The following is a 25,753-nucleotide window of genomic DNA, read 5'->3' as shown; positions in this document are numbered from 1 at the left end:
ACCTTTTTGACAGCCTCTGTTCAACCAAATCAAAAAACCCGATTCATTTGCGCAGAATCGGGTTTAATTAGCATTCATACCAAACCATTAGTAGTTGTTATTTAACATGCTTACACTACGTACCATCATACGCGTCCCGGTTATCGGTAGGATGCCGTCAAAGTTTATACTTATTTCAACTTTGCTTCTCGGAGAGGATTTTCATTATGGTCTTAACATTGGCTTTCAGCAAGATGCCAACTCTCTGTAGATAAGATCTGCATAATTACTCGTTCTCGTCATCAAATTTGCTATTGAATTATGGATAATATTAACGAATACACTGACAAAAGTCAACAACCATTTTTAGACATGACGTGTGCCGTTATGTTTTGAAGCGGGAGTCTTACAAAAGTGCTTCGATGGGGCGAGTAATCGCAGCCCCGATAAACTAAGCTTCCCCTAGTTGATTAAAAATGAGGTGATCATTAAGCCCGATGTCAATTTAGCAAAAGCTTTCAAACTTAGATTAGTAAAGCTACTAGTCTATGTCCTTTTTCAGTAAGCTTCTATTCACCACTAACCTTTGAATGTGCATTGACCCTCTTTGACGTGTAATGATTGCGCAGATAAAAGGTTGTTACGAGCAGACAGCCTATAATGGCAATCATCGCAAGAATAGCGTAACCTGTCTCCATATTAAATCTAGACACAGCCTGACCGGTAACCATCGGGAACAATGTCATACCCAATGCATAAAATGCCTGATAAAATCCCATAGCTGTTGATTTTTTATCCTCAGGTATCTCCTTCATCGCCTCAGAGGTTGCATAAGAAAAGAGGATGCCTGTTGACATACCGGGTAGAATTTGCAAAAAGAAAATGGCTATAATCGAATCAACTCTTGGCACAAGAAAACAGTAGATCGCTACTATAATCAATACAACAGGGATCCAAAACTTCGGATCTTTCTTGCCACCCTTTTTAGAAGAAGCAAATGCGGAAAACAAAACAGCTGAAATCATATAAACCGTGGAAGCCAACCCTACCACAGCACTAGTCGCACCGATATCTTTTAAGATCTGTGACGTAAAGGACATCGTGGTCGTAAGCTGAATACCTTGTTGTATAAGGGCAATAATTGAAAACATCCAAATTCTTTTACCGGTAATAACAACCATTAGCTGCTTAATGGTCTGTCGATCATGGTGACTAGGGGCTTCCTCCAAAAAGAAGCCTAAGCCAAACGCTGCTATACCTGCGACTAGGCTAAAGAAACAAATAACGGTCATACCTAAACGATCATAAAATAGCGTACTTACGATAAACCCTAGCAACATACCTGCATTGTTGAAAAGAATGATCCGACTTGTTGCAGATTGCTGTTGATCCTTAGCTTGATGATGGGTATAAAAAACCATAAAAGATATCCACATGGAGGAAGCTAATCCTGAAAAAAGATTAGCTAATAAAAAACCTATTCCTCCTGATGGGAAAATACGAAGTAATGAGGCGAGTCCGGAAGCAAGACCACCGATTAGAATGAAAGGCTTGTGTATTCCAATCGAATCTGCCATCAATCCGACAGGGAAGCGTAAGAGCAGCTGTGTTATCCCATAAGCTCCAACAATAATTCCAGCAAAGCTACTCGTTACCCCATTCAATGTTAGGAAGGTCGTCTGATAAGGAATGTAGACATATTGGGCAAACCAAAATAATGTAACCATCGCAAGGAAGATGATTTCTTGAGATTTTTTCATGTTCTTCATGAGCGTTTACCATCTGTCTCTGTGTTATTGGACATTTCCCTCTGTTTACTTTCCTCCAACACCCTATGAATATGGATAGTTAAATACAATTCTTCTGTCATGGTCAACCCGGTATCAAATTTCTCTTTAATATATTTCTCAAGTTTTTTGACACAGGCATACTCATCCGGGCAATTACTGATAATCTGATCGTAAAGAAAATCATTGTCTTGCTCCAATTTTTGCCGATCGGTTAAAAGCCTTTGAGCAAATAATCTGAGATGTGTTGTGAATCGTGAGTAAGAAATGCTCTCCTCATCATAAGTTAAGCCAAAATTATATTTCACAATATCAAGGATATCCTTCAAGGTTTCAGTAATAATACGATTATTAACATTATAAGGGTTATTCTGCTGGGCGTTTATAAAGTGAAAAGCAATATTTCCTGCCTCATCGACAGGGAGCTTTAAAGCTAATTTCTCCTCTACTAAATCGAGAGCAAAGAGACCTACCTGATACTCATTTGGGCTGAATTTTTTCATCTCAGACAGATAGAAATTCTCAATAATTATCCCTTGTTCCATTCGCTTAACGACAAATGACAAATGATCGGTTAATGACAAATATATATGTTCCATTAACTCCATCTGATAGTTTTCGATCGCATAATCGATAATTGTTTTGGCCAGTTCAAAAAAAGTGCTGTCAATTTCAGAAGCTAGCTTGATAATGTTTCTGGCAATCGCCCTATCCTTCATAACAAATACCTTTTGGACTTCGTCTTTTCTAAGACGATAGCCTATCGCTTTATTAAAGCCTATTCCTTTACCCATTAGGATCATTTCATGACCATTATCATCCAGTGCAAGTATTAGTGAATTATTTAGTACCTTAATAACACGCATCCTAACACCCTCTGCTTTCTGTACTTTCGACCTATAAAGCCCCTCCATTTGTTTCTATGACATGCTTATACCAATCATAGCTATCCTTCTTTATTCTCTCCAAGTTTTTTAAATCATGATCATCTCGATCAATATAAATAAAGCCATAGCGTTTTTTGAAGCCTTGATGTGAGCTTAAAATATCCATCACCGCCCATGGTGAGTAGCCAAACAGTTCAACACCGTCTTCAATCGCAAGCGCACACGCCTGAATATGATCTCTTAAATAGTCAATCCGATAATCATCGTGTACCTTTTTATCTTCAGTCAGGACATCTGCTGTACCAAGGCCGTTCTCTGTTACGATCAACGGCAATCGATAACGTTGATAATATTCATTTAGAACCATTCTAAGCCCCATTGGGTCAATTTGTGCACCATACTCACTTGCTTCTAAATGTGGATTTTTATCATGTTTAAAGTAACCATATTGATCAAAATCAACTTGGTTTGTCGGAAAAACACGACTTCCAATTGGATTCTGTTCATCAACAGGTAAATAGCTTACTGATAAAGTTCGGTAATAATTTAAGGCGATGTAATCCATTTTGGCACTTTTGAGCAAGGCCTTATCCCCTTCTTCCATAATTGGGACAATATTTCGTTCTTCTAAATAGCGCATATAATAACCAGGATACTCGCCGGTATAGTGCATATCAAGGCAATAATTCGTTTTGAACCAGTCATTCATTTTAGCTGCCCAAACATCCTCTGGCTTATTCGTTGATGGATAGGTACAAGTCGAGGATACGGCTGGACCAACCTTTCCATCCTGGACCAATTCATGACAAGCATTCACTGCTAAAGCATGGGCTACAAACATATGATAATCCATTTGTGCTCGAATCTTATCAGCCTTCCATGGATCTGACTCATTAATATTCATTCTTTCGTCGACACGGATCATCAGATTTTGTTCATTATGCACTTGCCAGTACTTGACGCGATCACCAAAGGCTTGAAAACAGACCTTTGCATAGCGTTCAAACGCGTAAACACAGTCCCTCGCTTCCCAGCCGTTGTATTTTTCCACCAAAGCATATGGAAGATCAAAATGGTACAGCGTTACCACTGGCATAATTCCATGCTCAATTAAGCAATCAATCACCTTATTATAGAAATCAATACCTTTTTGATTAATCTCGCCATCTCCATCAGGGATAATTCTTGCCCAGGAAATTGAGAATCGATAAATTTTTAATCCTAATTCTTTCATCAATTTAATATCCTCTTGATAACGATGATAGAAATCACTCGCTACCTTACTATCAGCCTGAAGGTGAGAACGTTTAAAAGAATTATAGTCTGCTACAGTTTTTCCTTTCCCATCTTCATCCCATGCACCCTCTATTTGAAATGCAGATGAAGAGGCTCCCCATAAAAAGTTTTCTGGAAATTTAGCCATATTACTACCCCTTTTCAAAATTTTTTATTAAGCTTTAATTAGGATAACATCATTGTCGATATTGGCATGAGCGGCAGGGATACCATCCACTTCTGAATAGTCAGTACTGTTGCTGACAATTATCGGTGTAACGGTATCAAACCCCGCTTCATTAATGGCTTTAATATCAAACGACAATAACTTCGTACCTTTTGTTACATGCGTCCCTTCGTCAACATGCTTTTCAAAAAATCGTCCCTCTAAATTAACTGTATCTATTCCGACATGGATAATTAATTCTACACCACTGTCTAACCGAAGACCAATAGCATGTAGTGTTGGATAGACCATTTGAACCGTACAATCAGCCGGTGCAATAACCTCACCTTTTTCTGGAATGACCGCAATACCCTTTCCTAACGCCTCTGATGCAAACACCTCGTCATTGACATTCGCTAACGGTAGAGTCTCACCTTCGATTGGAGAAGTGATGGCGAAGTCTGGATCTCCTGTAAAAGGAACTTTAGCTTTATTTTCCGCCTTTGAATCAGCTGTCTCATTAACAGAGAAATCATCAAAACCGAGTAGGTAAGTTAAAATAGCTGCTCCAAAGAAAGCCACACCGATACCAGCAAGATAGAATAGAAACTTAGTAAAGCCAAAAGCAGCATAGGTTGCTAAGGTAAGAACACCATTATTGGCGAATGAATCACCATAAACACCACCTGCACCCATGATTGCACCACCGATGGCACCACAGATAATGGCATAGTACATAGGCTTTTTCAGTCTTAAGTTACAGCCATAGATAGCTGGCTCTGTAATTCCACAAACTGCAGCTGAAATCATTGAAGATGCAGCTACCGTTTTCAAATTTTTGTCGCGCGTTCTAAGCATAACTCCTAACGCAGCTCCACCCTGCGAAAAGTTTGCTGCTCCAGCGAACGCCAATAAATTTTGTTGACCATAAAGGGCAACATCATTAATTCCAATCGGTAGTAGCGCTCTGTGTGCACCAAATACAACAAATACACACCACATACCACCAATAAATGCTCCACATAGAATTGGACTAATATCCATCATACCTGTATATAGAAAACTAATCGCATTACCAATATAAATCCCAATTGGACCAAACACCATAAATGTAGCTGGAACCATGACAAACAGTGAAATCCCTGGAACTAATATGATTTTTAAGACTTCAGGAATAACCTTTTCAAGGAACTTTTGAACATAAGACAGAATAAAGACACCGATGATAATCGGAATAACAGATGAAGTATAGTTCGCCTGTGTCAAATTAATACCAAACATTTGCACAGCCTCTTCGCCAGACATTAAGGCAACAATAGCTGGGTAGCACATGGTTCCCCCAAGCGCCATCGCAATAAATTCATTTGCTTTAAATACCTTAGCACTTGTATAAGCTAGAATCAAAGGCATAAAATAGAAGAGCGCATCGGTCGCACCGAGTAAAATGACATAAGTTTGATCATCTGTAATGTCGACTCCTCGGTCAGCAGCAACAATTCTAGCAATCGTTAAGATACCTTTCATTAGCCCTGAAGCCGCGATGGCAGGTACCATCGGGGTAAACATGGTTGAAATAGCAATCAGTATCCGGTTCCAAATATTCCCCTTTTCCTGTTGCTCACCTTGATCGGCTCCTTGCTCTATATTTACCATGGGCGCGAGCGCTTCAAAAACTTTGGTTACTTTAGCACCTAAGACCACCTGAAGCTGACCACCACTTTCAACAACGGAAATGACACCTTCCAGATGCTCGAGCACCTCTTTTTTAGCTTTTTTCTTATCTTTCAGAACAAAGCGCAATCTTGTAAAGCAGTGCGTTAATCCTCTAACGTTTCCTGCTCCTCCTACATTATCTAAAATATCTTGAGCTATTTTTTGATAATCCATACGTCTGTATCCTTTCTATTCTTGAGTTACGCTTTCACTAATGGCCAGTTAGAAAAATGCGCACAAAAAAAGACCCAATTGAAACGTTGCTTTTTACAGAAGGACAAACCTCCCCTGTAAAAACATTTCAATCCGATCTTGCCTGCATTACCAGTAACACGTCGTCTTACTCTATTGAATTAAGAATATATTATCACGGTTTACGTGATTATGCAATACCCTTTCTTTTTTGATTAAGGGGTTTCAAAAAATGATTAAAAGACTGCTAGATTAATAAAGCGCCCTATTTACTATTTAATAGAGAACCTGTATCTTATGTTGCTGAAGCTGATCAAGCCCAGACTCCGTTAATGGACGATCGACAATCATATAGTCAATGTCGGTACAATCTAGGCTTTGGTTCAAATATTTTTGATTAAATTTGTCATGGGTCACCATTAGAACGACTTCCTTAGAGCGCTTACGAAAAGACTGCTTAATGAGTGCTTCTCCCTCCGTAATTTCAGTAGCACCAAGAGAAAAATCAAATCCACGACAGGACACAAAGGCCAAATCAACGTTGTAGGTTAAAGCATCATAAAAAGCTTTCGAACCATTGACCGTAAAGCGCTTCGGCACAATTGAACCACCAAGGATATTAACGTCAGCAGAGGTATATTCCGATAATAAGCTCGCCGTAATCACGCCATTGGTGATCACTTTAAGCCCTTTAAAGTGATTCAAATGATGGACTAAGTGTAACGCAGTACTACTCGAATCAATAAACATGCTCATATCGTTTTCAATCAAGGTTGCTGCAACCTTCGCCATCTGCTCCTTTTCCTTCTCATCATTAAACCGATCAACCTTCATCAAATAAGGAATATCGATCTTTTGACGATCAATGATGACAGCTCCGCCACGAGTTCTCCGAATCAGCCCTTTATTCTCAAGCTCGATTAAATCCCGCTTAATGGTAGCTTCGCTATAATTAAGTAATTCTACTAAATCGGTCGTTTTCATAAAGCTTTCGGCTTTTAAATGATTAACGATTTTTTCTTGTCTTTCTTTTTGAATTGCTGTTGCCATCTTTGCTACCTCCAATGGATCAAAGGCATGGACTCTGTCCACGCCTTAGGATTTTAATATAAATCTGCTTTACCAATAGTATTTAAAATATGAAGTTTATGTCGTACGACTTCTTTTACCTTTTCATTTGGTGTTGGATAAACTTGATTCGGTTCATACATATCAGGGTTCTCATTTAAAACACGACGTATCTCATTGAAAAAAACACTCTTTAGATCAGATGACAGGTTAACCTTACCAACGCCATATTTAACAGCTTCACTGACCTCGGCATCAGGATTTCCTGATCCTCCGTGTAAAACGAATGGAATATCAATGCGTTTATTCAGCTCTTTTAATAACGGAAGATTCAACTCTGGCTTAACGTCTTTTGGATAAAGTCCATGCGCTGTTCCAATCGCAATGGCTAGTGTATCAATCCCAGTCCGGTTAACAAAATCAACAGCTTGGTCAGGGTCTGTATAAATAATTGTATCAGATCCGCCCTCATATGATCCGCCATTATTTCCAATCGTCCCTAACTCAGCCTCGACGGAAACTCCAACCTGATGCGCCAACTCGACTACTTGGCTAGTTAGAGCAACATTGTCTTCATAATCTGCAAGCGAAGCATCAATCATTACCGATGTGTAACCATTACGTATAGCGCGCATCACATCTGCAATGGTTCCACCATGATCCATGTGAATGACAACTGGCACATTGCTTCGGAGTGCATATTCTTTCACTGTTGCCACGAATGGATCACCCAAATAATCGATTTCATCGGGATGAATTTCGAGAATCACAGGAGCGCGCTGTGCCTCCACCTCTTCCATAATCGCTTTCAACATATCGAAGCTACATATATTAAATGCGGGTACGGCAAATTTATTCGCTTTGGCTACCTTGAGTAATGCCTTCATTGTATATAACAATTTAAACAATCCCTTCTTCTATTAAAGAATTTGTTAATTTTTCTTTTTGAACGGGTTTCTTGAGTAAACCTACCATAATAGCTGTTACAATCGTACCGGCAATTAGGGCCAAAATGTACATTGGCAAATTATTGATGACATTTGGAATAAACATGACCCAAACCCCACCATGAGGAGCCATTGATGTGACGCCAGCTGCCATAGAAATAGAGGCAGCTACAGCAGATCCTGCCATTAAGCTTGGGATAACCCGGATTGGATCAGCGACTGCAAATGGAATAGCTCCTTCAGTAATATAAGAAGCGCCCAATATCCAGCATGATTTACCCGATGTTCTTTCTTCAACGGTGAATTTATTTTTAAACAATACGGTTGCTAACGCTAAACCTAAAGGTGGAGTCATACCAGCCATCATACAAGCAGCAATCGGGGCGTTAACTCCAGCTGACATAAGCCCGATTGAAAAAGTGGAAATGGATTTATTAATCGGACCTCCCATATCCGCCGCCATCATTACACCAATGAGTAATCCGAACATAAGACCTGATGTTTCTCCTAATCCATTTAAAAATTCAGTTAGTCCATTTAGAATCCATGATATAGGTGCATCAATTAGGAAAACCATCGCCAACCCTACAACAGTAATGGCAATCAAGGGAACAACAATTAATTGAAAAATAGCCGAAATTGATTTTTTGACTTGAATTTTATTTGCAACAAAATCAGTGACATAACCTGCTAAAATACCGCCAACCATACCGCCTAAGAAACCTGAACCTCCAGCAGCGGCTAATGTTCCTGCTACTAGACCGGGTGCAAAGCCTGCTCGACCAGCAACAGATGAGGCAATGCCAGCAGCTAAGGCCGGTACCATAAGAGCAAAGGCCGTATCACCACCAATTTTGGATAGTGCTCCTGCGATGATATTGTACTTGTCACTATCAGGATTAGATGCTTCGATACCGAAGGCGAAGCTAATCGCAATTAATATCCCACCCGCAATAACAAATGGAAGCATATAATTGACACCATTCATAAAGTGGTTATACAAGCTCTTCTTACCACTTGAAGCTGAAGCCTGACTTGAATCATCCTGAGCAGGAACAAACGTGCCATTCCCATTTATGGCTTCTTCTAATACTTTAGCCGAATCTTTAATCGCTCTTGATGTTGAGACTTTTTTAACCTTTTTGCCAGCAAATCGACTTAGATCGATGTCTTTATCAACCGCCAAAATAACCACATCAGCCGCTTTGATATCCTGTTCAGACAAAATATTTTCCGTTTTGGCACCTTGTGTTTCAAATTTAACCTGATAGCCCTTTTCCTCTGCCGTCGATTGTAGCTTTTCAGCAGCCATATAGGTATGAGCTATTCCTGTCGGACAAGCCGTAACACCAACTATTCTCATCTTATTCGCCTCCTAGTTTGGTTAAAATCGCTAACACTTCCTCTGGATCATTAGCCGCTTTAAGGCTTGCTTTAAGTTGATCATTCATTAATTGCCTAGCCAAAAAACTTAACATATGAAGATGGGTATCATTCGCGTGATCAGGGACAGCTAACATGAAAACGCACTGTACATGTGACCCGTCGAGCGCAGGATAATCCTTTAGCTCATCCACATGAGCGAAAGCGATCGTCGGCTTAATAACAGCTTTAGACTTCGCGTGTGGGATACCAAAACCATCCTCAATACCCGTAGAAGATTCTTTTTCTCGCCTTTTTAAATCTTTGATAAACCGTCTTTTATTCGTAATATAACCATTATTTTCAAGGGTTTGTGCTAAACAAGCAAACAGATCTTCCTTTGTTTGAATGGCTAAATCAAATACCATATTTCGTTTGTCTAGCATCGATGATATATCCATATCAACCCTCCTATCTCATTTTGGTAAGCGCTTACCTTTACACTGTTATCTTAACACTGTGAACTGTTTAGTTCAATGAAATGAATGAAAGTTGACATCATGACTATTTTAGTATCAAATAATGCACTTAAATGAACGAATTCGTTCAAATAAGTTGCTGTTCACCCGATTTATACATTCCATTATCCTAATGTTTCCAGAATGATTATTGAGTTTGTGCTTAATTAACAAAGAAATTTTTAACAGACTTCATTATTTTTCAAGCTAATTTATCTTCTGATGATTTTGATTTCATTGTTGATTGGCTTTAACCGATAGATGGAGTAGAGGGGTATAAACATTCTGATCACAGAGGGAGAGAGTGCAGTGCAAGGAAAATTGCGTTTAAAACTAGGTACAAAAATTATTCTGTTATTTGTAGCTGTCTTATTGTTATTTGCCGCAGTTGTCAGTATTGTCGTTAGCAATATATCGATTCGTAATATTGAAGAAATGGCCACCAATAAAGCAAAAGGAGATTTGATGCTTGGCTTTGATTATATTGATCAAGCCATTGATGGTGCTTGGGAAATAAGAGAAGGAAAGCTATACAAAGGCGACATATTAATGAACGATAATCATGAACTCATTGATCGAATTGCAGAGTTTACCGGGAATACCGTCACACTATTTCAAGGCCCAACCCGAATTGCAACCAATGTTATGGTTGATGGGGAACGTGCAACCGGAACGGAGGTATCAGCAGAGGTTGAAGAGGCTGTACTGAATCAAGGTGAGTATTTTTATGGTAAGGCGAATGTTGCAGGACGACATTATCAAACGGCCTATATGCCTATTATAGATCAAGAAGGTGCTATTATTGGCATTTTTTATACGGGAGCAGATCAAAGTATTATTAATCAGTTACTAGAGAGTTTCTTTACTCAGTTTATCATTGTCCTCATAATTGGATTAGGTTTGGCTATCGGGGCGATCTTACTTTTTACGCGGAGCATTACTAAGCGGATGGGAACCATTGCCTCTGCTCTAAATCAAGCGGGGCAAGGGAATTTAACCGTTGATGTAGAGGATAATCGCTATGATGAAATCGCTCTGTTGGCAAGTCATTACAATAAAATGCGCCAAAAACTGAGCCAAACACTCACTCACATTCGTGAAAGCTCAGAGCTTTTAGCTACTTCATCTGAGCAGCTAGCCACAAGTGCGGAGGAAACGAGCACAGCCTCCGAAAAAATTACCGTTTCGGCTCAAGAAATGGCACACGCCGCTAACCACCAAACCGAGCAAATGGTTGCCAATGATAAAACGATGCAAAACGTTTCCACCGATATCTCGAGCATTGCGAATAATGCACATAAAATGACTGAACAAAGTCGCCAAGCTAAAGATAGAGCCAAATCTGGCGTGGAGCAAATTGGGGATTTACAAAAACAAATGCAGCAGATCACTGGTTCAGTTGAGGAAAACGGGAAAGCCATCCAAGCTTTAAATACCCGTTCACAGGAAATTGACCATATTTCACAAGCGATCACCACGATTGCTGATCAAACAAATCTATTAGCATTAAATGCAGCCATCGAGGCGGCACGTGCTGGCGAACAAGGCAAAGGCTTTGCTGTTGTCGCAAATGAAGTAAGACAGCTAGCTGAACAGTCACAGCAATCGGCAAGTATGATCTCTGATCTTATTCTAGAAATACAGAAGGAAATGGAGCATTCCGATTCAGCCATTCAACACGTACAAGCTGAGGCACAGGCTGGCGTAGCATTTATCCAGAAAACAGAACAGACTTTTCAACTTATTACAGAATCGATTGAAGCGATTGGTACTGGAATTGAACAATTATCACAGGCAACCCAACGCATGACTGAACATACTCAACATGTCAAAACATCCTTTAATTCGATGACACAGTCCGTACAGCAGTCATCCTCACATTCACAGCAGGTTGCTGAGTTGACCGAGGAACAATTTGCAGCAATGGAAGAGGTGACCGCATCCTCAGATGATTTAGCAAAGCTCGCTATTGATCTACAGACGCTGATCAGTCAATTTCAAACACAATAACCATTTAAGTAGACGTTCAAAATGAATTGAATCAAGAATTGACCAGATTAGGCGGTGATGCTTATTGCAATGGATCAGGTGCCTTGCGATACGTAATAAAGTGAAGTATTGGTGCACATGCTAGTATCAGAATAGTGAGCTGACGTCGACGCGGTTATGATTGACCTCGTCGACATCCTTTTATGTGGAACCTTAGATTAATTTGAACCAGCTAAGTAAATCACCGTATCCAATAATACCTGCGCCCCAACGGCAAGATCCTCAGGCTCCGCCCACTCATCTGGATGGTGGCTAAGACCATGACGGGTTCGGACAAACACCATCCCAATATCTGTCAATTCAGCCACAACCATTGCATCATGGCCTGCTCCACTTGGTAGCTTAATAAGCTCTAATCCAGATTGTTCGATCGCAGCTGAGATGGCCCGATTCACATTTTCCGACGTTTGAACAGCTGGTGATCGATCTAAAACCTCTACCACTGCATCAATATTCTGCTCTGTTGTCACTTTCATTATCTGAGCTTGAATTTGGTCAACAAGCTGATCTAAAAGCTGGTCGGAAAGATCACGTAAGTCAACCGTAAACGTAACCTCATTTGGGATAACATTAATTCCCCCAGGTTTGACCGTCATTTGTCCTACCGTGGCAACAGTTTGTTTCTGCTTTTGCGCAAGCTCTGTAATGTATTGAATCAGCTTGGATGCACAGACTAATGGATCCTTTCTTAGCGACATTGGCGTTGTGCCAGCGTGCCCCGCTTCACCCACTAACTTAACTTTCAGCCACCTTAAACCGACGATGCCTGTCACTAATCCTACTGCTATATCATTGGCTTCTAAAACCTTGCCTTGCTCAATATGTAACTCTAAATAGCATTTTATTTGATCTGGATCTGCCTTTACCGTTGCAAGTTGTGTCGGTTGATAGCCTTGTCGTTTCATTGCATCTGCTATCGAATGACCGGCTTGATCGATATGATTCTGTAATGCATCAATCGTTAGCTGGCCTATAAAGGCTTGACTCCCTGTCATACCGGACGAAAAACGAGCACCTTCCTCATCTGTAAAAGCGACAACTTCAACCGAATGATCTAATTCAACCCCTTGCTCACTTAAGGTTTGAAGCACTTCAACACCTGCCAATACCCCTGCAGCACCATCAAATTTACCCCCATTATAGACCGTATCGATATGTGAACCAATTAAAATCGTTTTGGCATTTGGGTTTGTACCACGGCGTTTGCCAAATAAATTCCCTAGCTGATCTTCTCGAATTTCTAAGTTAGCTGACTTCATATGCTGTTTAATTAAATCTTTAGCCTGACGTTCCTCTTCGGTAAAGGCTAGCCGAGTCACTCCCCCCTGAGCATTTTGTCCAATCTTGCCAAGCTGATGTATCCTTTCCCATAAACGGTTCTGATTTATCTTCATATCACACCATCCTAATCCGTTCTTTAAAAGCTAATTATATAATGAAATAACGGGCTATGCCAGTGAGGAAGGTCTTCATCAATCGTTATCAATATTAATCCGTCTTAAGTTTGAAATTAGTATCCACCTAAAAAATGAATGGAAATCCTTCGTTAGGTCGTTTTTAATTCTCTGGGTTCATTTTATGATTATCTTAACAAATGAAGCAAAGGGTGGGAGCAATGAAGATACTCATTCCTATTATCAAAAAGGATAAAAGAGAGCGGGCTAGGGTCGGTTATGATCATCATATTGACAGATCAAAGCAAGAGTTAAATCGAATATACTATAACCAAACCATGCAACAACAAACGATACGACATCTAATCTAAAATGTGTCACTTTAATACTGAGCAAATACTAAATGATTACCCAAGTCAGCAAATATTAAAACAGGAAGCCCCATTCTAAGAGGGTTCCTGTTTGCTTGTAAGATATTAAGGTAGAACCAAAAATAAAGTGAACCTTCGTTCAGTGGGGGTTCGACGGATAGAATGTGCTCGTGCAGGCATCGCGACACGACGTCGCGATGCTAGTCAGCTTCCTCTCTCTCCCACCGAACGTTAGTTGGACCATAAAGAATCCTAGCAAAATATGAATAGGTCAAGCAATCTCTGATGCCATCATCACTTAACTACTTTTTATCGATACAGCATCCAATAGCCAATATCCTTAAAGCCTAACTTTTTATAGAGTTTACCAGCAACAGGGTTATCGTAAAAAAGACAGAGCTCTTTACCTTCTGCTATTAAATCTTTGATTAGCCTTGTTAAACAGAGTGTCGCAAGTCCTTGACCTTTATAGGCTTGAGCTGTTGCAACAGCCACAACCATTGCTGATTTACTGTTTTCGGCTGCAGTTGAAACGGTTGAAATCACTTTTTGATCAGCTTCGATATAATAAACGCGACCGACACCTTGCTCGAGATCACGCTTTTTCGCCTCAGCACTTATTGCCGAATCAGCAAACTCAGGAACATCAGTTAGAAAATCAACCCATTTGTCTATATCTGCTATAGTAAGAGGCTGCACACAATCTGTATTTACTTGTGGGATAGCATCTAAGTTGGTACATTTCGCATAATAAAGCTGACGTGGCTTACTATCTTCTATTGCCAAGTAAGGGATGACCTGTTCGGTAATTTCCTTTAAACCTGACAAAGTAGGCTTCGCTTTAGACTGATTTATAATTTCAGCAAATCCTTGGGCATCGAATTCTGTTAAGCTGAATGGAATATAGTTTTCTTCATAGCGTAATAAAACTGCCCGTAGCTGTCCAGCCTGGTCAAAATCTCCCCATAATTCTTGAAATGACTGCTCGTAGCCAAAGGCTTCAACATCTCCAATAATGAATAAATTCTCTGCTGGTTTCTGCATAATCAGAGCTTTTACAGCGTGGTCATCTGCTGTTGTCAATTTTCGAATCATAACCTCTTCTCCCTTCACTAACGATTAGCCGATATCATACCATTAACTGATTGAAATGGAAAGTTTCAAGCAATAGTTTATATCTCATTTCCCGGGAAATAAGACAATGATTTACCATTTATTCATTAATTTCGACAAAACAAGGCAAGATCAACCGAGCAGCCAAATTGAATAAACATTCTAATTTGCAAGTTTCCCTAGCAATAAAGCCTAATCGATATGCCCACTCCGGATCTAAGGTGATCTCTCCTCGCTCAATTCATCGATTGAAAAAGACCACATCGTCATCTTATTGTTGATTGTTCTCCCTTTTCAGTGATCGCAGGGACAAGAATGTAAAGAAAAGGTAAATAAAAGCGATGGCTAGAACCATGACGATACTTCCTTGCGAGCTCGTCATCCAAGTAGCTGTTGCCGGTAAGTGAAATAGGATACCAATTAGGCCAAACATCCAAACGATAAACAGCGTAGGTAACCAAATATTCCTGTTGCCTGATTTCAGGCTAAGAATAACCGTTGTTGCAACTAGCATCAGAAGGACGATAATCGATATTACGATACGGTCAGAAAGGACGATCACCCATACTGGCGGGGTAAGGATCGATACGAATACAAAGCTAGCCATTATAGCTGAAAGGATTAACCACATTAATATTCTACCAAAGGACTTTCTATAGATACTACGGTGTAGCATGACGAAAATAAGCTTAACATAAATAGCACTCAAGCCTGCATTAAATAGTAACACCAATAGGTTAAGACTTGTGTTAGGAGCTATAAGTCCATTAAAGATTGAAAAGAATGAACTAATCGCAAAAATCAATCCAAACAGTTTCATTCCTTGATAAAAATCCATTTTTCCTAACGTTTGAATTAACTCATCTGCCCTTGCCTTAGGATCTTGTCCATAATAATCTTGGGCTGATTGTCCGTCTGATTGGGCTAGTAAAATATCCTGTAAAATTTCAAGTAACAGTGGCTCAATTTCCTCATCTCTATAAAATAACCCTGCTGTTCGAATATAAATAAGTAAATCCTCATAATATTTTTTATTCTCTTTCGTGAGTTGGGTACGTAATTGATTGTTTTGATCGATCATGTGCGCTACAGACCGTTTATGACCTATCATCATTAACACGCTCCTTGTTAATTAAAGTATCAACATGGCTTGTGATTTCTAGCCATTGAATAATAAAATCCTCACAATATTGTCTACCCTGATCAGTAATTTGGTAATATTTACGATTTGGTCCTTCTTGGGAAGGCTTGATCACACTCGTCAAATAGCCTTGCTTTTCCAATTTTTGCAAAAGGGGATAGACCGTGCCTGCAACAATATCAGTAAAGCCTGCTTGCCGTAATCGGTACACCATCTCGTATCCATATATTTCTTCGTCTGTGACGATCAATAAGACACAGCCCTCTAATACACCTTTTAATAGTTGTGTTTTTTTCAAAATCATCAACCCTTTTCTAGCTATATTGTTTTACATAATAGCTGTCTTTTTTATCTTAACAGAGTTCATCTACTATGTAAAACATAATAGTAATGTTGTTTACAATTAAATAAATAAAAAACAACAGGAATATATGGAGAATGAAGGGTTTATACGCATTTGTTGACAAGGAGGCATTAATAAGAAAGTAAAATGTAAAACAGCCATCCCTTTAAGGTGGTGGCTGTTTCTGTTTTGGGGTATACGTGAGATTCAGCGTTACATAGGATAAGGTAAATTAAAAAATCATGATGAGAAACCAGCTTAGACCAATACCCAATGATCAGGTCGCTGCTCTTCTAAAACATTCTGTTTAAAGTGGTATGTCTGAATGGTAATCTGGTGCTCACGAAGCTTTTTAGCTTCAATTACAGGATCCGGCACTGGAACGGCCTCTAATAAGGCTTTTGTATAGGGATGAAGTGGGTGCTGATAGAGTTCTTCACTTTCTGCTACTTCAATAATTTTACCACCATACATGACAGCTACCCGATCACAAATATGCTTCACCATAGCTAGGTCATGGGCAATAAATAAATAGGTTAAGCCAAGCTTTTGTTGCAAATCCTGTAGTAACTCTACTACTTGAGCCTGAATCGACACATCAAGGGCTGATAAAGGTTCATCACAAACAATAAACCTTGGGTTAACAGCTAAAGCTCGTGCAATGCCTATTCTTTGTTGTTGGCCGCCTGAGAATTGATGGGGATAACGGTTAGCATGCTCCTTTTCTAAACCCACCAATTCTAATAGTTCTTCAACCCGTTCTTGTCGTTCCTTTTTACTGCGGTAAAGCTTATGAATATCAAGGGGCTGACCAATAATATCAAGCACCTTCATTCGTGGATTGAGTGATGCTTGCGGATCCTGAAAAATAATTTGGATGTCACGTCGTAATTGTTTAAGTTCTTTTCGATTAAACTGATGGATCCCCATCCCGTTATAAATGACTTCACCGTCAGTAGCCTGCAGAAGCTGTAAGATTAGCCGACCGGTAGTCGACTTCCCAGAGCCAGATTCACCAACTAAACCTAGAGTTTCACCAGGGCGAATAATAAAATCAATTTGGTCAACAGCTCGAACCGTTCCACCATATTTTAAATCAAAATTCTTTTGTAGCTGTCTAACTTGAACCAACGGTTTCTTTTGATCTAATCCAAGCTGGCGATCCTTTTTAGTTTGATCGATTCGAGGCAATGCAGCTAATAATCGTTTCGTATAAGGATGCTGTGGTTTGTTAAAAATTGCAATCGTATCATTTTGCTCAACAATCTCACCATGACGCATCACAGCAACGCGATCACACATCCCCGCTACGACACCGAAGTCGTGTGTGATCAGAATAATAGCCATACCAAATTTTCCTTGCATTTTTTTCATAAGCTGTAGAATTTGTGCTTGTATCCTTACATCCAACGCAGTTGTTGGCTCATCAGCAATAAGTAGCTTCGGGCGGCAAATAAGAGCCATTGCGATCATTGCTCTCTGGAGCATCCCACCTGAAAACTCATGTGGGTATTGGTGGTAACGATCAGATGCATGATTAATCCCAACAAGTTCGAGCATGTTGATTGTTTCTTTTCTAGCCTCATTAGCCGACAGCTTACGATGCTTGATCGCCATTTCGTCAATTTGCTTGCCTATTTTCATGATTGGATTAAATGAGCTCATCGGGTCTTGAAAAATCATACTTATTTCCTGACCTCGAATGGCCTCCATCTCTTTTTCTGTATAGTCAGAAATGAGTTGGTTATCGTAAGTGATGGTCCCATTTGTGATTCGGGCAGGGGGAGTTGGCAATAACTTCATAATTGCTCGAGCTGTTACACTTTTACCTGAGCCAGACTCACCTACAATACCTAACGTTTCACCTTTATTAATATAGAAAGAAACATCCTTTACCGCTGCAACCTTTTGCTGCTTGGTAGCAAAAGAAACAGCCAATTGATTCACATGTAAAAGTTTCGCCATGATCATGTCTCCATTTATAAGTTATTTATATTGACTTTTATTAAAAAACTACCTATACTCTTTGTAAGTTATATTACACTAAACAACTAGGAATAATCAAGATTAAAGAAGGTGATTGATATTGCCTAACCGGATCCGTTCTCAAGCTTTAGTAAATGGGTATCGAATGACTAAAAGTCATCCTATCCTAAAGTGGGTTATTGGGTTAGTAGGTCTGCCTGTTCATGCTATTGCGTCCATTTTCTATCTCAAGCAGAAACGAGCGCTCGATTATCAAGCTATATTACGGCAAGAGTTAGCCGAACTCAAGCATTCTGCATTGAATCAGCAATTACGTCAGGAATATGTAAGTCAGTACGAGCAAAAGCAACAATACTTTAAACGACCACTCGATGAACAAGAACGAGAGCGTGTCGTAAATCAACAGATTGATCAACGTTTAATGAAGGTCGCTGAGCAACAACTTGCTGATCGATCAATTAGAGCTGTTCGTTATCAGGATGTATTCCAATCATTACTGCGCTCACAAGTATTTGTGTTATCCACATTCATACCTGGTTTACTTTTGTATAGTTTATTACTAATCTATCAAAATGCATTTTCCCGCTTCATTTTTGAGCGTATTATGATGACTTTCTTTGTCATTATTGCTGTTATTGTTATTGTTTTTACGATACTCTATATTTCACCTTCAGATGCGGCAGCAAATATTCTAGGAGAATCAGCAACCATGGACCAGCGCATGGCCTTTAATCGTCAATATGGACTTGATCAGCCTTATCTTGTTCAATTGTGGCAAGCGATAAAAGGGATTCTAAGCTTTGATCTTGGCCATTCCTTTACCGGAAACGAAGTGATTATGACGAGTATTACCAATCGATTTCCTGTTACATTGACTTTAGCCATTTCTTCACTCGTGTTCGCCATTATTATTGCTATTCCTATCGGTATTGTATCAGCTGCTAAAACAAATTCTTTTTGGGATTATAGCTTTATGTTTATTGCACTCATTGGGTTATCTATACCTAGCTTTTGGCAAGGCTTAATTTTTATTCTAACCTTTTCCATTAGGTGGGGCATATTACCTTCAGCATATTCCCCTCAGGATTATCTATCATTAGTTATGCCGGTTATTGTGCTCGGAACAGGTCTAGCAGCTGCCATTGCACGAATGACGAGATCGTCAGTATTAGAGGTCATGCATGAGGATTATATGATTACGGCTAAAGCCAAGGGGTTATCGTCTCGTCAGATCTTCCTTTATCATGGCTTACGAAATGCTTGGGTTCCAATTATTACAGTTATCGGACTACAGTTTGGAGTGATGCTTGGCGGCGCATCCGTAACCGAGAAGGTCTTTAATATTAGTGGACTTGGGAGCTACATTGTTGATAAGCAATTCATCCCTGATATTCCTGCTATTTTGGCTGGTGTTGTCTACATTGCCATTGCGATCTCAGTTGTGAACTTAGTGGTTGACCTATTTTATGCCCTATTAAACCCACGTATTCGTTCACAAATGAAGGGGAATTAAGGAGGTAAAGGCATTTGACAAATCATCGCAATCTATTTGAGCTTAAACAATCTGATCCATATAAACATGGTTACTTTGCTTTAACCCTTTCGCTTGCTTTGAGCGTTATCTTACTGCTTAGTAGCTACAATATGAGCGAGCAAAGTTGGCGTACTGGTGTATTGGGTCTTACAGTTTTGTATGGATTGACAACGTTGATTCAACTGATGATTATGATCTGCTTGCGACAGGATATTTTGACAACTGGAAAGCTACAAAGACGAACCCTTTTGTTAGCTTACATTCAGCTACCAACGATTTTGGTCGGAAATGTTTTTACCGCCAGCTTTGCATTCAGTCTCATTAAAAAACAACCTACGATTAATTATACGTTTGCTTATTATTTGTTTATGACGGATTTACTCGTCATCGGGATTACCGCATTTAATTTATTTAAGCCCTATGTCTCTAATTCTTTTATCGTCTCAATCGGGATATTACTAGGTTTACTCATTACTGATTTGATCGTGATTATACTGATTGCTAAACAGGGCTGTCATTTAGGTAATCATAAAAAACGTTATCAATGGCTTGTCTTCTTTTTAGTTATGACGAGTTTGACAGGTAATCTTTTTAGACTTATTTTAGCTTACAGCCTTTGGCTACAAGTCGCTCGACAAGATCAAGCAACAGTTGATAACTGGCAGTTCTTTTGGCAAAGGCTCACAAGAAGCTTTACCGCAATGATCGGTCTATTATTTATCACAATTATTCTCTCACTTTCCATAACAAGTGTTGGGACGTTTGTTTCTAGCTTTGCTACTGCTAATAATTATGGAGCGATGCTTACAGATCCGAGTTTAATCCATCCATTCGGTACTGATAATTTTGGTCGTGATGTTTTTTCTCGAATCATTTATGGTGCACGAATTTCATTAATAGTCGGACTCTTAACCACCCTTATTCCAATGGTCATTGGCGGTTTACTAGGGGCTATATCTGGCTACTTTCAGGACGCCATTGACCAAGTAATCATGCGTATATTAGATGTACTATATGCCATTCCGGGTGTTTTACTGGCTATTGCGATTATAGCGGCATTTGGTTCAAATACGATTAACCTTATTATTGCCTTAAGTATTGGAGCAATCCCAACCTATGCACGGACGATGCGGGCTAACATATTAATGGTTAGAAATCTAGATTATATTGAAGCCGCTAAAGCATTAGGTGACTCTGACTGGATCATCTTATTTAAGCACGCAATTCCTAATGCCTTTGCTCCTATGATTGTCAGAGCTACCCTTACGATTGGGAGTGCCGTTATTGCAACAAGCAGCCTAAGCTTTCTAGGCCTAGGAGTCGAACCACATATCCCGGAATGGGGGAATATTCTTAAAATCGGAAGTGCTTATTTAGAAACTGAACCTTATTTAGCTATTTTCCCAGGTTTAGCGATCATCTTACTCGTCTTATCATTCAACTTCTTAGGCGATGGTTTAAGGGATGCACTTGATCCAAAGTTAAAATAAAGTGAAACTTCGCAGTGGGGCTTCGACGCATCGGATGTCTTGTGCAGACGTTGCGACACGACGTCTCTCCCCCCACTGAACGTTAGTTGAACCACTCAGTTACACTGCGATAAAGTGGGAAACACCTAGTTGAACACACTGTCACCTAGTTATTCTAGATCGTGGCTCCAATATGGAATCACAATCTATTTATTTTATAAACTATTTTTATTAGGGGGAAATGTAATGAAGAGATTGAAGTTTGTTTTACTCACACTTATAGCCCTTTTGATTACGGGGTGTGTAAGTACTGAATCCGATATTGAAGACGGACAATCAGCCAATGATCCAAATACAGAAAGCTATACCATCGAAATTCTTGGTATGAGCACATCAGAAGATGATTTAAATATTTTACGTGATCAATTAACACGTAATGGCTTTAATGTTGAGTTAAACATTCAGCCCGATTATGGTAGTTTCTCAGCTCAAAAAGATGCTGGTAACTATGATTTAGCTTTAAATAGCTGGACCACCGTAACTGGAAATCCTGACTATGCCGTACGCTCTTTGTTTACTTCTGAGGGTGACAATAGCTTATTTGCGGATGAGCAAGCAGACGAGTTAGTAGAACTTGCAAGTACTCAGCTACCGGATCAATACCAAGACACCTATGCCGAATTAGAGCAGCGGGTTGTTTTTGATCAAGCATATATTGCACCATTATACATTTCATACAAGGCACAGGGTGTCAATCATGATATCATTAACGAAGAAACGGTTCGCCTGCCTAAATCACGCGCAGCTGTCTGGGAAGCTGTTGACTTCAACGACACGACCTTACGTGACAGTCAACCATTGCTTGTTCATCAAGCAATCAGTTCTTTGACCTCTCTTGATCCAATTAAAGGAAACGATGGATCGATCAATACACTGAATACCAATATTTATGTTCGTTTGGTTAATTTAACCGATGATGATCGAGTTGTTTCTGATGGTTCATTATCTTTAAATCACGTTATTGCTGATGGAAATCAAGATTACTATTTTGTTCTACGTGACGATATTCATTTTGCTGCTGTCGACGAAGACGAGGCTATTGATACCGAGGAACGTGTTGGTGCTGAAGATGTCAAATTCTCACTAGACCGAGCTAAGGATCGTCATTCTGTTCCAGATCACCGTACGTATAGTCTTCATGAAAGTATGGATACGATTGAAATCGTTGATGATCTAGCAGAATTAGAGCAAACACAAAGCATTGAGGGGACATCTGTAAGAGAAGCGCTCGAAACAGGTTTAGAAAACAGTATCGATACCTTAACTACAAATAAAGATGAAGTGGATAATGATGCCGGTATTTATCAAGTCGTTAAGATTACCACACATGATCCATTCCCACAGGTGCTTAACTACCTTGCTCACCAATCAGCAGGCATTGTCTCACAAAAGCAAGTAGAGAGTATTAATACCTACGATATTGATCAATATGATGTCAATACTGACATTGCTTATGGTGATCAACGTACCGTTACCGAAGGCGGTGAGCATGAAAATACACTCTATGCAAGCGGTCCTTACATCTTAGTCTCAAAAAATGATTACGAAGCCCGTTTTGTTAAAAACCCTGCTTATATGCCTGGAACGGAATACGAACCGAATATTAGCGAGGTTATTGTTAAATTTATCCAAGACTCTGAAAGTGCTCTATCTGCGCTAAGAAATAATGAAATCCATATTCTAAATGGCGTTGCAGAAAATCGTTATGATACAGTCCATGATGATGAATCTCTTACCCTTCAGCAAAATGAAAGTAATGGGGTTACTTATCTAGCCTTTAACATGAATGATCGTGAAGTCACAACGAATTTAGCATTGCGTCAGGCTATTTTATATTCAATCAACCAAGATGAATTTATTTCATTCTACCAAGGTAACAAAATGCCTGCCGTTTCAACAGTTAGTCCACTTGTGGATACAGGCTTGTCCTTAGAGGCTGATGAAGAGATCGTACAACAATTATTAAATGAAGCAAGTGAGTAATGAAATAACATGATTAATCTTAGCACAGACTAAAACGATTTAGTTTGTGCTATTTTTTTGAAATAAACAAAATGAGGAGTTAGCATTCCTCGATTAAACTGCTAGAAGCTAAGGTAGGTGAATGTTAAGAAGGTAGCTGAGCTATTATCTTGTTTTTGGTTTAGCGGGTTAACAAGTTATTATCTTTCACTTAATAACGGGTTAAAAGAAGCTGACCGTTTTATGCTAATATAAAGGTAAGCTAAAACAGACATACTCCTAATAGGATATTACTGTTCAATTAATAAAGGAGGAAGAAATGATGGAGAAAATTATTTTTATTGAAACAGGGGTAGGGATTGACACACATGGTCAAGATGTCACAAAAGCCTCCATTCGTGCAGTTGAAAATGCGATTCATTACAATTCAATGCCTGGACTTAAGGATTTCCTGCCTGGTCAATCTTTACACAACATGAAGGTCCACGTTAAGCTTGCAGTGCCTGCAGATAAGGACTTAGTCGATCTTGATCGAATTAAAGCCGAGATTCCATACGGAGAGGTCACCGTTGAAGTGGTTGAGGGTGGGATGGCCACAACAAGTGGGATTATGCTTGAAGAGCAAGCAGACAAGAATGACCTTATGTATATTGTTAACGCGGCTGTGCAAGTCGGTTATTGAAAAATGTCATAATAATTTTTGAAGCAAAGACGGAAGATAAAATTGTTTTATAAATAGTAGAAACGACGATAAGTTATCCACACAGTTATTCACAAACTAGTGATTTATTAATTATTAACGCTTTTTCAACAAGTTAAACACAACTTTCCCACAAAAATATACACATATTTAATATTTTATTTATCTATATAGTATTCGAATAGGTGTTCTCTACTAGATCTAGAAAGTTACACACAATATTATGCACAGGCTGTGAATAACTTTTTGACTTATACACAAAAAAATCAGCTTATCCCCTAGCATGTGTTCAAAGGAGCCAAATAAAAAGCGAGCAAGGCGGCGAAGGGGTGAGCAACCGAGCATATCCTTTTAGATATGTGCGTAGCACAAAACCAAGCCAACAACGCGATGCGCTTATCATTTGGTGATCTTTGAACAACCCTAGTTAAGCTGATTTTCTTTTATGTTATTGTGTGGATAACTCAACCGTTACCTCTCGGCGTTCATTTTCACGATAAAAGGTAATAACCATGTCTTCCCCAGGCGCCTTTTCCTGATACAAGTGTTTTCTCAAATCGACAATTGTATAGACGGGCTCACCATCTAAGGCTACAATAACATCATAAGGCTCGATGCCTGCTAATTCAGCAGGGGAAAGGGGTTCTACACTCTGAACATAAATACCACCTTCAACGGAAGAGGGTAAATTCAGGCTCCTTGACCATTCTACTTTAGGAACCTCAACTAGCGAATAGGCTTCAACTCCAAGAAATGCTCGTGTCATTTCCCCATTATGTTCAAGCTCATTTATAACAGGTAAGGCTTCATCGATCGGAATCGCAAATCCAATCCCTTCCACATAAGACTGGGAAATTTTCATTGAATTGATTCCAATTAACTGACCAGACATATTAATTAGTGCTCCTCCGCTATTTCCTGGATTAATAGCAGCATCCGTTTGAATGACCTCTACTTGCCAATCCGCCCGGCCATCTCCACTATAGTCTAAGGGGATGGAGCGCTGCTTCCCACTTATTATCCCTTGGGTAACCGAGCCGGCTAAATCAAATCCAAGTGGATTCCCAATAGCAATGACGGGTTCCCCAACTTTAGCTAATTCAGAATTACCGATATCAATCGCGACGTTTATGTTAGAACTGTCTATTTGTAATACTGCTAAATCGGTAAACAAGTCAGAACCAATTAGTTCAGCCATTACTCGTGTTCCATCCTCAAGGATGACCTCAATTTGGTCAGCCCCTTCAATAACGTGATGATTGGTAACTACATGAGCATGTTCCCCGTCCACACGGTAAATGACACCGGATCCAGTACCTCCATCATATGTAGCTTGATCCCAAAAATTAAAACCTTGTTTTTGAATATTCTCTACCCCAACCACAGCCGGCATAACCTGTTCTACAATCGATGTAACCTGTGTGGATATATCAACATGAACAGGTGAAATAAGGTCAAGGAGCTGACTACGATCACCTTGCTTCACATGGCTATTTTGATCAACTTGCTCTTCGGATACAAGATAAATCTGATAAGGGAGTATATTGTACTCAACAATTTTAGGTAGTGCCACCGCAAACAAAAAAGCACCAACTGCTGCTCCAATGGCTAAGTATAAGAGCCAATATGGACGATTCTTTCGATATAAACCTTTTCTACGCTTAGAAGAGCCATCATCAAAATACACCATGTAAATCCCTCCTTATCCATGTTATCTTTAGCTTTCCACATTTTTAT

General features: G+C 39.5%; 20 protein-coding genes. 6 read left to right on the top strand and 14 right to left on the bottom strand.

Annotated features, from left to right (window positions below; translation table 11 throughout):
* Nucleotides 1–548 precede the first annotated feature (548 nt).
* From ASE01S_RS07320 to ASE01S_RS07285, 8 genes are all read right to left on the bottom strand, one after another.
* On the bottom strand, nucleotides 549–1,748 hold the full coding sequence (locus tag ASE01S_RS07320; RefSeq protein WP_217995645.1) for an MFS transporter: 1,200 nt from the start codon (nucleotides 1,746–1,748) through the stop codon (nucleotides 549–551).
* Nucleotides 1,745–2,632 carry a PRD domain-containing protein gene (locus tag ASE01S_RS07315; RefSeq protein WP_067840496.1) on the bottom strand — a complete coding sequence of 296 codons (888 nt, stop codon included), beginning with the start codon at nucleotides 2,630–2,632 and terminating at the stop codon, nucleotides 1,745–1,747. The genes ASE01S_RS07320 and ASE01S_RS07315 overlap by 4 nt, the downstream gene beginning before the upstream one ends.
* 31 nt (nucleotides 2,633–2,663) lie before the next feature.
* Nucleotides 2,664–4,076 (bottom strand): glycoside hydrolase family 1 protein, encoded by a 1,413-nt coding sequence (locus ASE01S_RS07310; protein ID WP_067840494.1) that lies wholly within the window; start codon nucleotides 4,074–4,076, stop codon nucleotides 2,664–2,666.
* A 27-nt stretch (nucleotides 4,077–4,103) separates the two neighbouring features.
* Entirely contained in the window at nucleotides 4,104–5,981 is a 1,878-nt protein-coding gene (locus ASE01S_RS07305; protein ID WP_067840491.1) for a beta-glucoside-specific PTS transporter subunit IIABC, read from the bottom strand.
* Nucleotides 5,982–6,275: 294 nt separating this feature from the next.
* Nucleotides 6,276–7,049, bottom strand: a complete 774-nt coding sequence (locus tag ASE01S_RS07300) for a DeoR/GlpR family DNA-binding transcription regulator (RefSeq protein WP_067840489.1) — start codon at nucleotides 7,047–7,049, stop codon at nucleotides 6,276–6,278.
* A 53-nt stretch (nucleotides 7,050–7,102) separates the two neighbouring features.
* Nucleotides 7,103–7,966, bottom strand: coding sequence for a ketose-bisphosphate aldolase (locus tag ASE01S_RS07295; protein ID WP_067840487.1), 864 nt, complete (start codon nucleotides 7,964–7,966; stop codon nucleotides 7,103–7,105).
* Nucleotide 7,967: 1 nt separating this feature from the next.
* Complete coding sequence (locus tag ASE01S_RS07290; RefSeq protein WP_067840485.1) at nucleotides 7,968–9,377, bottom strand: PTS fructose transporter subunit IIC; 1,410 nt, start codon at nucleotides 9,375–9,377, stop codon at nucleotides 7,968–7,970.
* Nucleotide 9,378: 1 nt separating this feature from the next.
* Nucleotides 9,379–9,837, bottom strand: coding sequence for a PTS sugar transporter subunit IIA (locus tag ASE01S_RS07285; protein WP_067840483.1), 459 nt, complete (start codon nucleotides 9,835–9,837; stop codon nucleotides 9,379–9,381).
* Nucleotides 9,838–10,203: 366 nt separating this feature from the next.
* On the opposite strand from ASE01S_RS07285, the gene ASE01S_RS07280 reads away from it, so the two are divergent.
* Complete coding sequence (locus tag ASE01S_RS07280; protein ID WP_067840481.1) at nucleotides 10,204–11,904, top strand: methyl-accepting chemotaxis protein; 1,701 nt, start codon at nucleotides 10,204–10,206, stop codon at nucleotides 11,902–11,904.
* Nucleotides 11,905–12,101: 197 nt separating this feature from the next.
* On the opposite strand, the gene ASE01S_RS07275 is transcribed toward ASE01S_RS07280, so the two are convergent.
* On the bottom strand, nucleotides 12,102–13,337 hold the full coding sequence (locus ASE01S_RS07275; RefSeq protein WP_067840479.1) for a M20 family metallo-hydrolase: 1,236 nt from the start codon (nucleotides 13,335–13,337) through the stop codon (nucleotides 12,102–12,104).
* Nucleotides 13,338–13,558: 221 nt separating this feature from the next.
* Between ASE01S_RS07275 and ASE01S_RS15745 the strand changes: the two genes are divergently transcribed.
* Nucleotides 13,559–13,708 (top strand): hypothetical protein, encoded by a 150-nt coding sequence (locus tag ASE01S_RS15745; protein WP_157065159.1) that lies wholly within the window; start codon nucleotides 13,559–13,561, stop codon nucleotides 13,706–13,708.
* Between the two features lie 309 nt (nucleotides 13,709–14,017).
* Here ASE01S_RS15745 and ASE01S_RS07270 read toward each other — a convergent pair whose 3' ends face one another.
* The 4 genes from ASE01S_RS07270 to ASE01S_RS07255 all read right to left on the bottom strand — a co-directional run bounded on the left by ASE01S_RS07270 (nucleotide 14,018) and on the right by ASE01S_RS07255 (nucleotide 18,270).
* Nucleotides 14,018–14,803 carry a GNAT family N-acetyltransferase gene (locus tag ASE01S_RS07270; RefSeq protein WP_067840476.1) on the bottom strand — a complete coding sequence of 262 codons (786 nt, stop codon included), beginning with the start codon at nucleotides 14,801–14,803 and terminating at the stop codon, nucleotides 14,018–14,020.
* A 289-nt stretch (nucleotides 14,804–15,092) separates the two neighbouring features.
* Nucleotides 15,093–15,935 carry a DUF1129 domain-containing protein gene (locus ASE01S_RS07265; RefSeq protein WP_067840474.1) on the bottom strand — a complete coding sequence of 281 codons (843 nt, stop codon included), beginning with the start codon at nucleotides 15,933–15,935 and terminating at the stop codon, nucleotides 15,093–15,095.
* The gene (locus ASE01S_RS07260; protein WP_067840471.1) at nucleotides 15,919–16,260 is read right to left on the bottom strand and encodes a PadR family transcriptional regulator; all 342 of its coding nucleotides are present in this window, start codon (nucleotides 16,258–16,260) and stop codon (nucleotides 15,919–15,921) included. Before ASE01S_RS07260 ends, ASE01S_RS07265 begins: the two co-directional genes overlap by 17 nt.
* Nucleotides 16,261–16,563: 303 nt before the next feature.
* Complete coding sequence (locus tag ASE01S_RS07255) at nucleotides 16,564–18,270, bottom strand: ABC transporter ATP-binding protein (protein WP_067840469.1); 1,707 nt, start codon at nucleotides 18,268–18,270, stop codon at nucleotides 16,564–16,566.
* Between the two features lie 121 nt (nucleotides 18,271–18,391).
* Here ASE01S_RS07255 and ASE01S_RS07250 point away from each other — a divergent pair, with 121 nt between their 5' ends.
* The 4 genes from ASE01S_RS07250 to ASE01S_RS07235 all read left to right on the top strand — a co-directional run bounded on the left by ASE01S_RS07250 (nucleotide 18,392) and on the right by ASE01S_RS07235 (nucleotide 23,998).
* A complete protein-coding gene (locus ASE01S_RS07250; RefSeq protein ID WP_245630335.1) occupies nucleotides 18,392–19,804 on the top strand; it encodes an ABC transporter permease in 1,413 nt (470 codons plus the stop codon).
* A 14-nt stretch (nucleotides 19,805–19,818) separates the two neighbouring features.
* On the top strand, nucleotides 19,819–21,315 hold the full coding sequence (locus ASE01S_RS07245) for an ABC transporter permease (RefSeq protein WP_067840465.1): 1,497 nt from the start codon (nucleotides 19,819–19,821) through the stop codon (nucleotides 21,313–21,315).
* 225 nt (nucleotides 21,316–21,540) lie between these two features.
* Nucleotides 21,541–23,337, top strand: a complete 1,797-nt coding sequence (locus tag ASE01S_RS07240; protein WP_067840463.1) for an ABC transporter substrate-binding protein — start codon at nucleotides 21,541–21,543, stop codon at nucleotides 23,335–23,337.
* Nucleotides 23,338–23,638: 301 nt separating this feature from the next.
* Entirely contained in the window at nucleotides 23,639–23,998 is a 360-nt protein-coding gene (locus tag ASE01S_RS07235) for a Lin0512 family protein (protein ID WP_067840461.1), read from the top strand.
* Between the two features lie 466 nt (nucleotides 23,999–24,464).
* On the opposite strand, the gene ASE01S_RS07230 is transcribed toward ASE01S_RS07235, so the two are convergent.
* Complete coding sequence (locus ASE01S_RS07230) at nucleotides 24,465–25,706, bottom strand: S1C family serine protease (RefSeq protein WP_067840459.1); 1,242 nt, start codon at nucleotides 25,704–25,706, stop codon at nucleotides 24,465–24,467.
* Between the last annotated feature and the right edge of the window lie 47 nt (nucleotides 25,707–25,753).

The organism is Amphibacillus sediminis NBRC 103570 (assembly GCF_001552275.1).
Classification (GTDB): domain Bacteria; phylum Bacillota; class Bacilli; order Bacillales; family Amphibacillaceae; genus Amphibacillus_B; species Amphibacillus_B sediminis.
This window is presented reverse-complemented; position numbering and strand designations above follow the sequence as displayed.

Excerpts from the sequence above, each read along its gene's own strand:
- ASE01S_RS07320 (WP_217995645.1), bottom strand. The coding sequence starts at position 1,748 with ATGAAGAACATGAAAAAATCTCAAGAAATCATCTTCCTTGCGATGGTT.
- ASE01S_RS07315 (WP_067840496.1), bottom strand. The coding sequence starts at position 2,632 with ATGCGTGTTATTAAGGTACTAAATAATTCACTAATACTTGCACTGGAT.
- ASE01S_RS07310 (WP_067840494.1), bottom strand. The coding sequence starts at position 4,076 with ATGGCTAAATTTCCAGAAAACTTTTTATGGGGAGCCTCTTCATCTGCA.
- ASE01S_RS07305 (WP_067840491.1), bottom strand. The coding sequence starts at position 5,981 with ATGGATTATCAAAAAATAGCTCAAGATATTTTAGATAATGTAGGAGGA.
- ASE01S_RS07300 (WP_067840489.1), bottom strand. The coding sequence starts at position 7,049 with ATGGCAACAGCAATTCAAAAAGAAAGACAAGAAAAAATCGTTAATCAT.
- ASE01S_RS07290 (WP_067840485.1), bottom strand. The coding sequence starts at position 9,377 with ATGAGAATAGTTGGTGTTACGGCTTGTCCGACAGGAATAGCTCATACC.
- ASE01S_RS07285 (WP_067840483.1), bottom strand. The coding sequence starts at position 9,837 with ATGGATATATCATCGATGCTAGACAAACGAAATATGGTATTTGATTTA.
- ASE01S_RS07275 (WP_067840479.1), bottom strand. The coding sequence starts at position 13,337 with ATGAAGATAAATCAGAACCGTTTATGGGAAAGGATACATCAGCTTGGC.
- ASE01S_RS15745 (WP_157065159.1), top strand. The coding sequence starts at position 13,559 with ATGAAGATACTCATTCCTATTATCAAAAAGGATAAAAGAGAGCGGGCT.
- ASE01S_RS07270 (WP_067840476.1), bottom strand. The coding sequence starts at position 14,803 with ATGATTCGAAAATTGACAACAGCAGATGACCACGCTGTAAAAGCTCTG.
- ASE01S_RS07265 (WP_067840474.1), bottom strand. The coding sequence starts at position 15,935 with ATGATGATAGGTCATAAACGGTCTGTAGCGCACATGATCGATCAAAAC.
- ASE01S_RS07255 (WP_067840469.1), bottom strand. The coding sequence starts at position 18,270 with ATGGCGAAACTTTTACATGTGAATCAATTGGCTGTTTCTTTTGCTACC.
- ASE01S_RS07240 (WP_067840463.1), top strand. The coding sequence starts at position 21,541 with ATGAAGAGATTGAAGTTTGTTTTACTCACACTTATAGCCCTTTTGATT.
- ASE01S_RS07235 (WP_067840461.1), top strand. The coding sequence starts at position 23,639 with ATGGAGAAAATTATTTTTATTGAAACAGGGGTAGGGATTGACACACAT.
- ASE01S_RS07230 (WP_067840459.1), bottom strand. The coding sequence starts at position 25,706 with ATGGTGTATTTTGATGATGGCTCTTCTAAGCGTAGAAAAGGTTTATAT.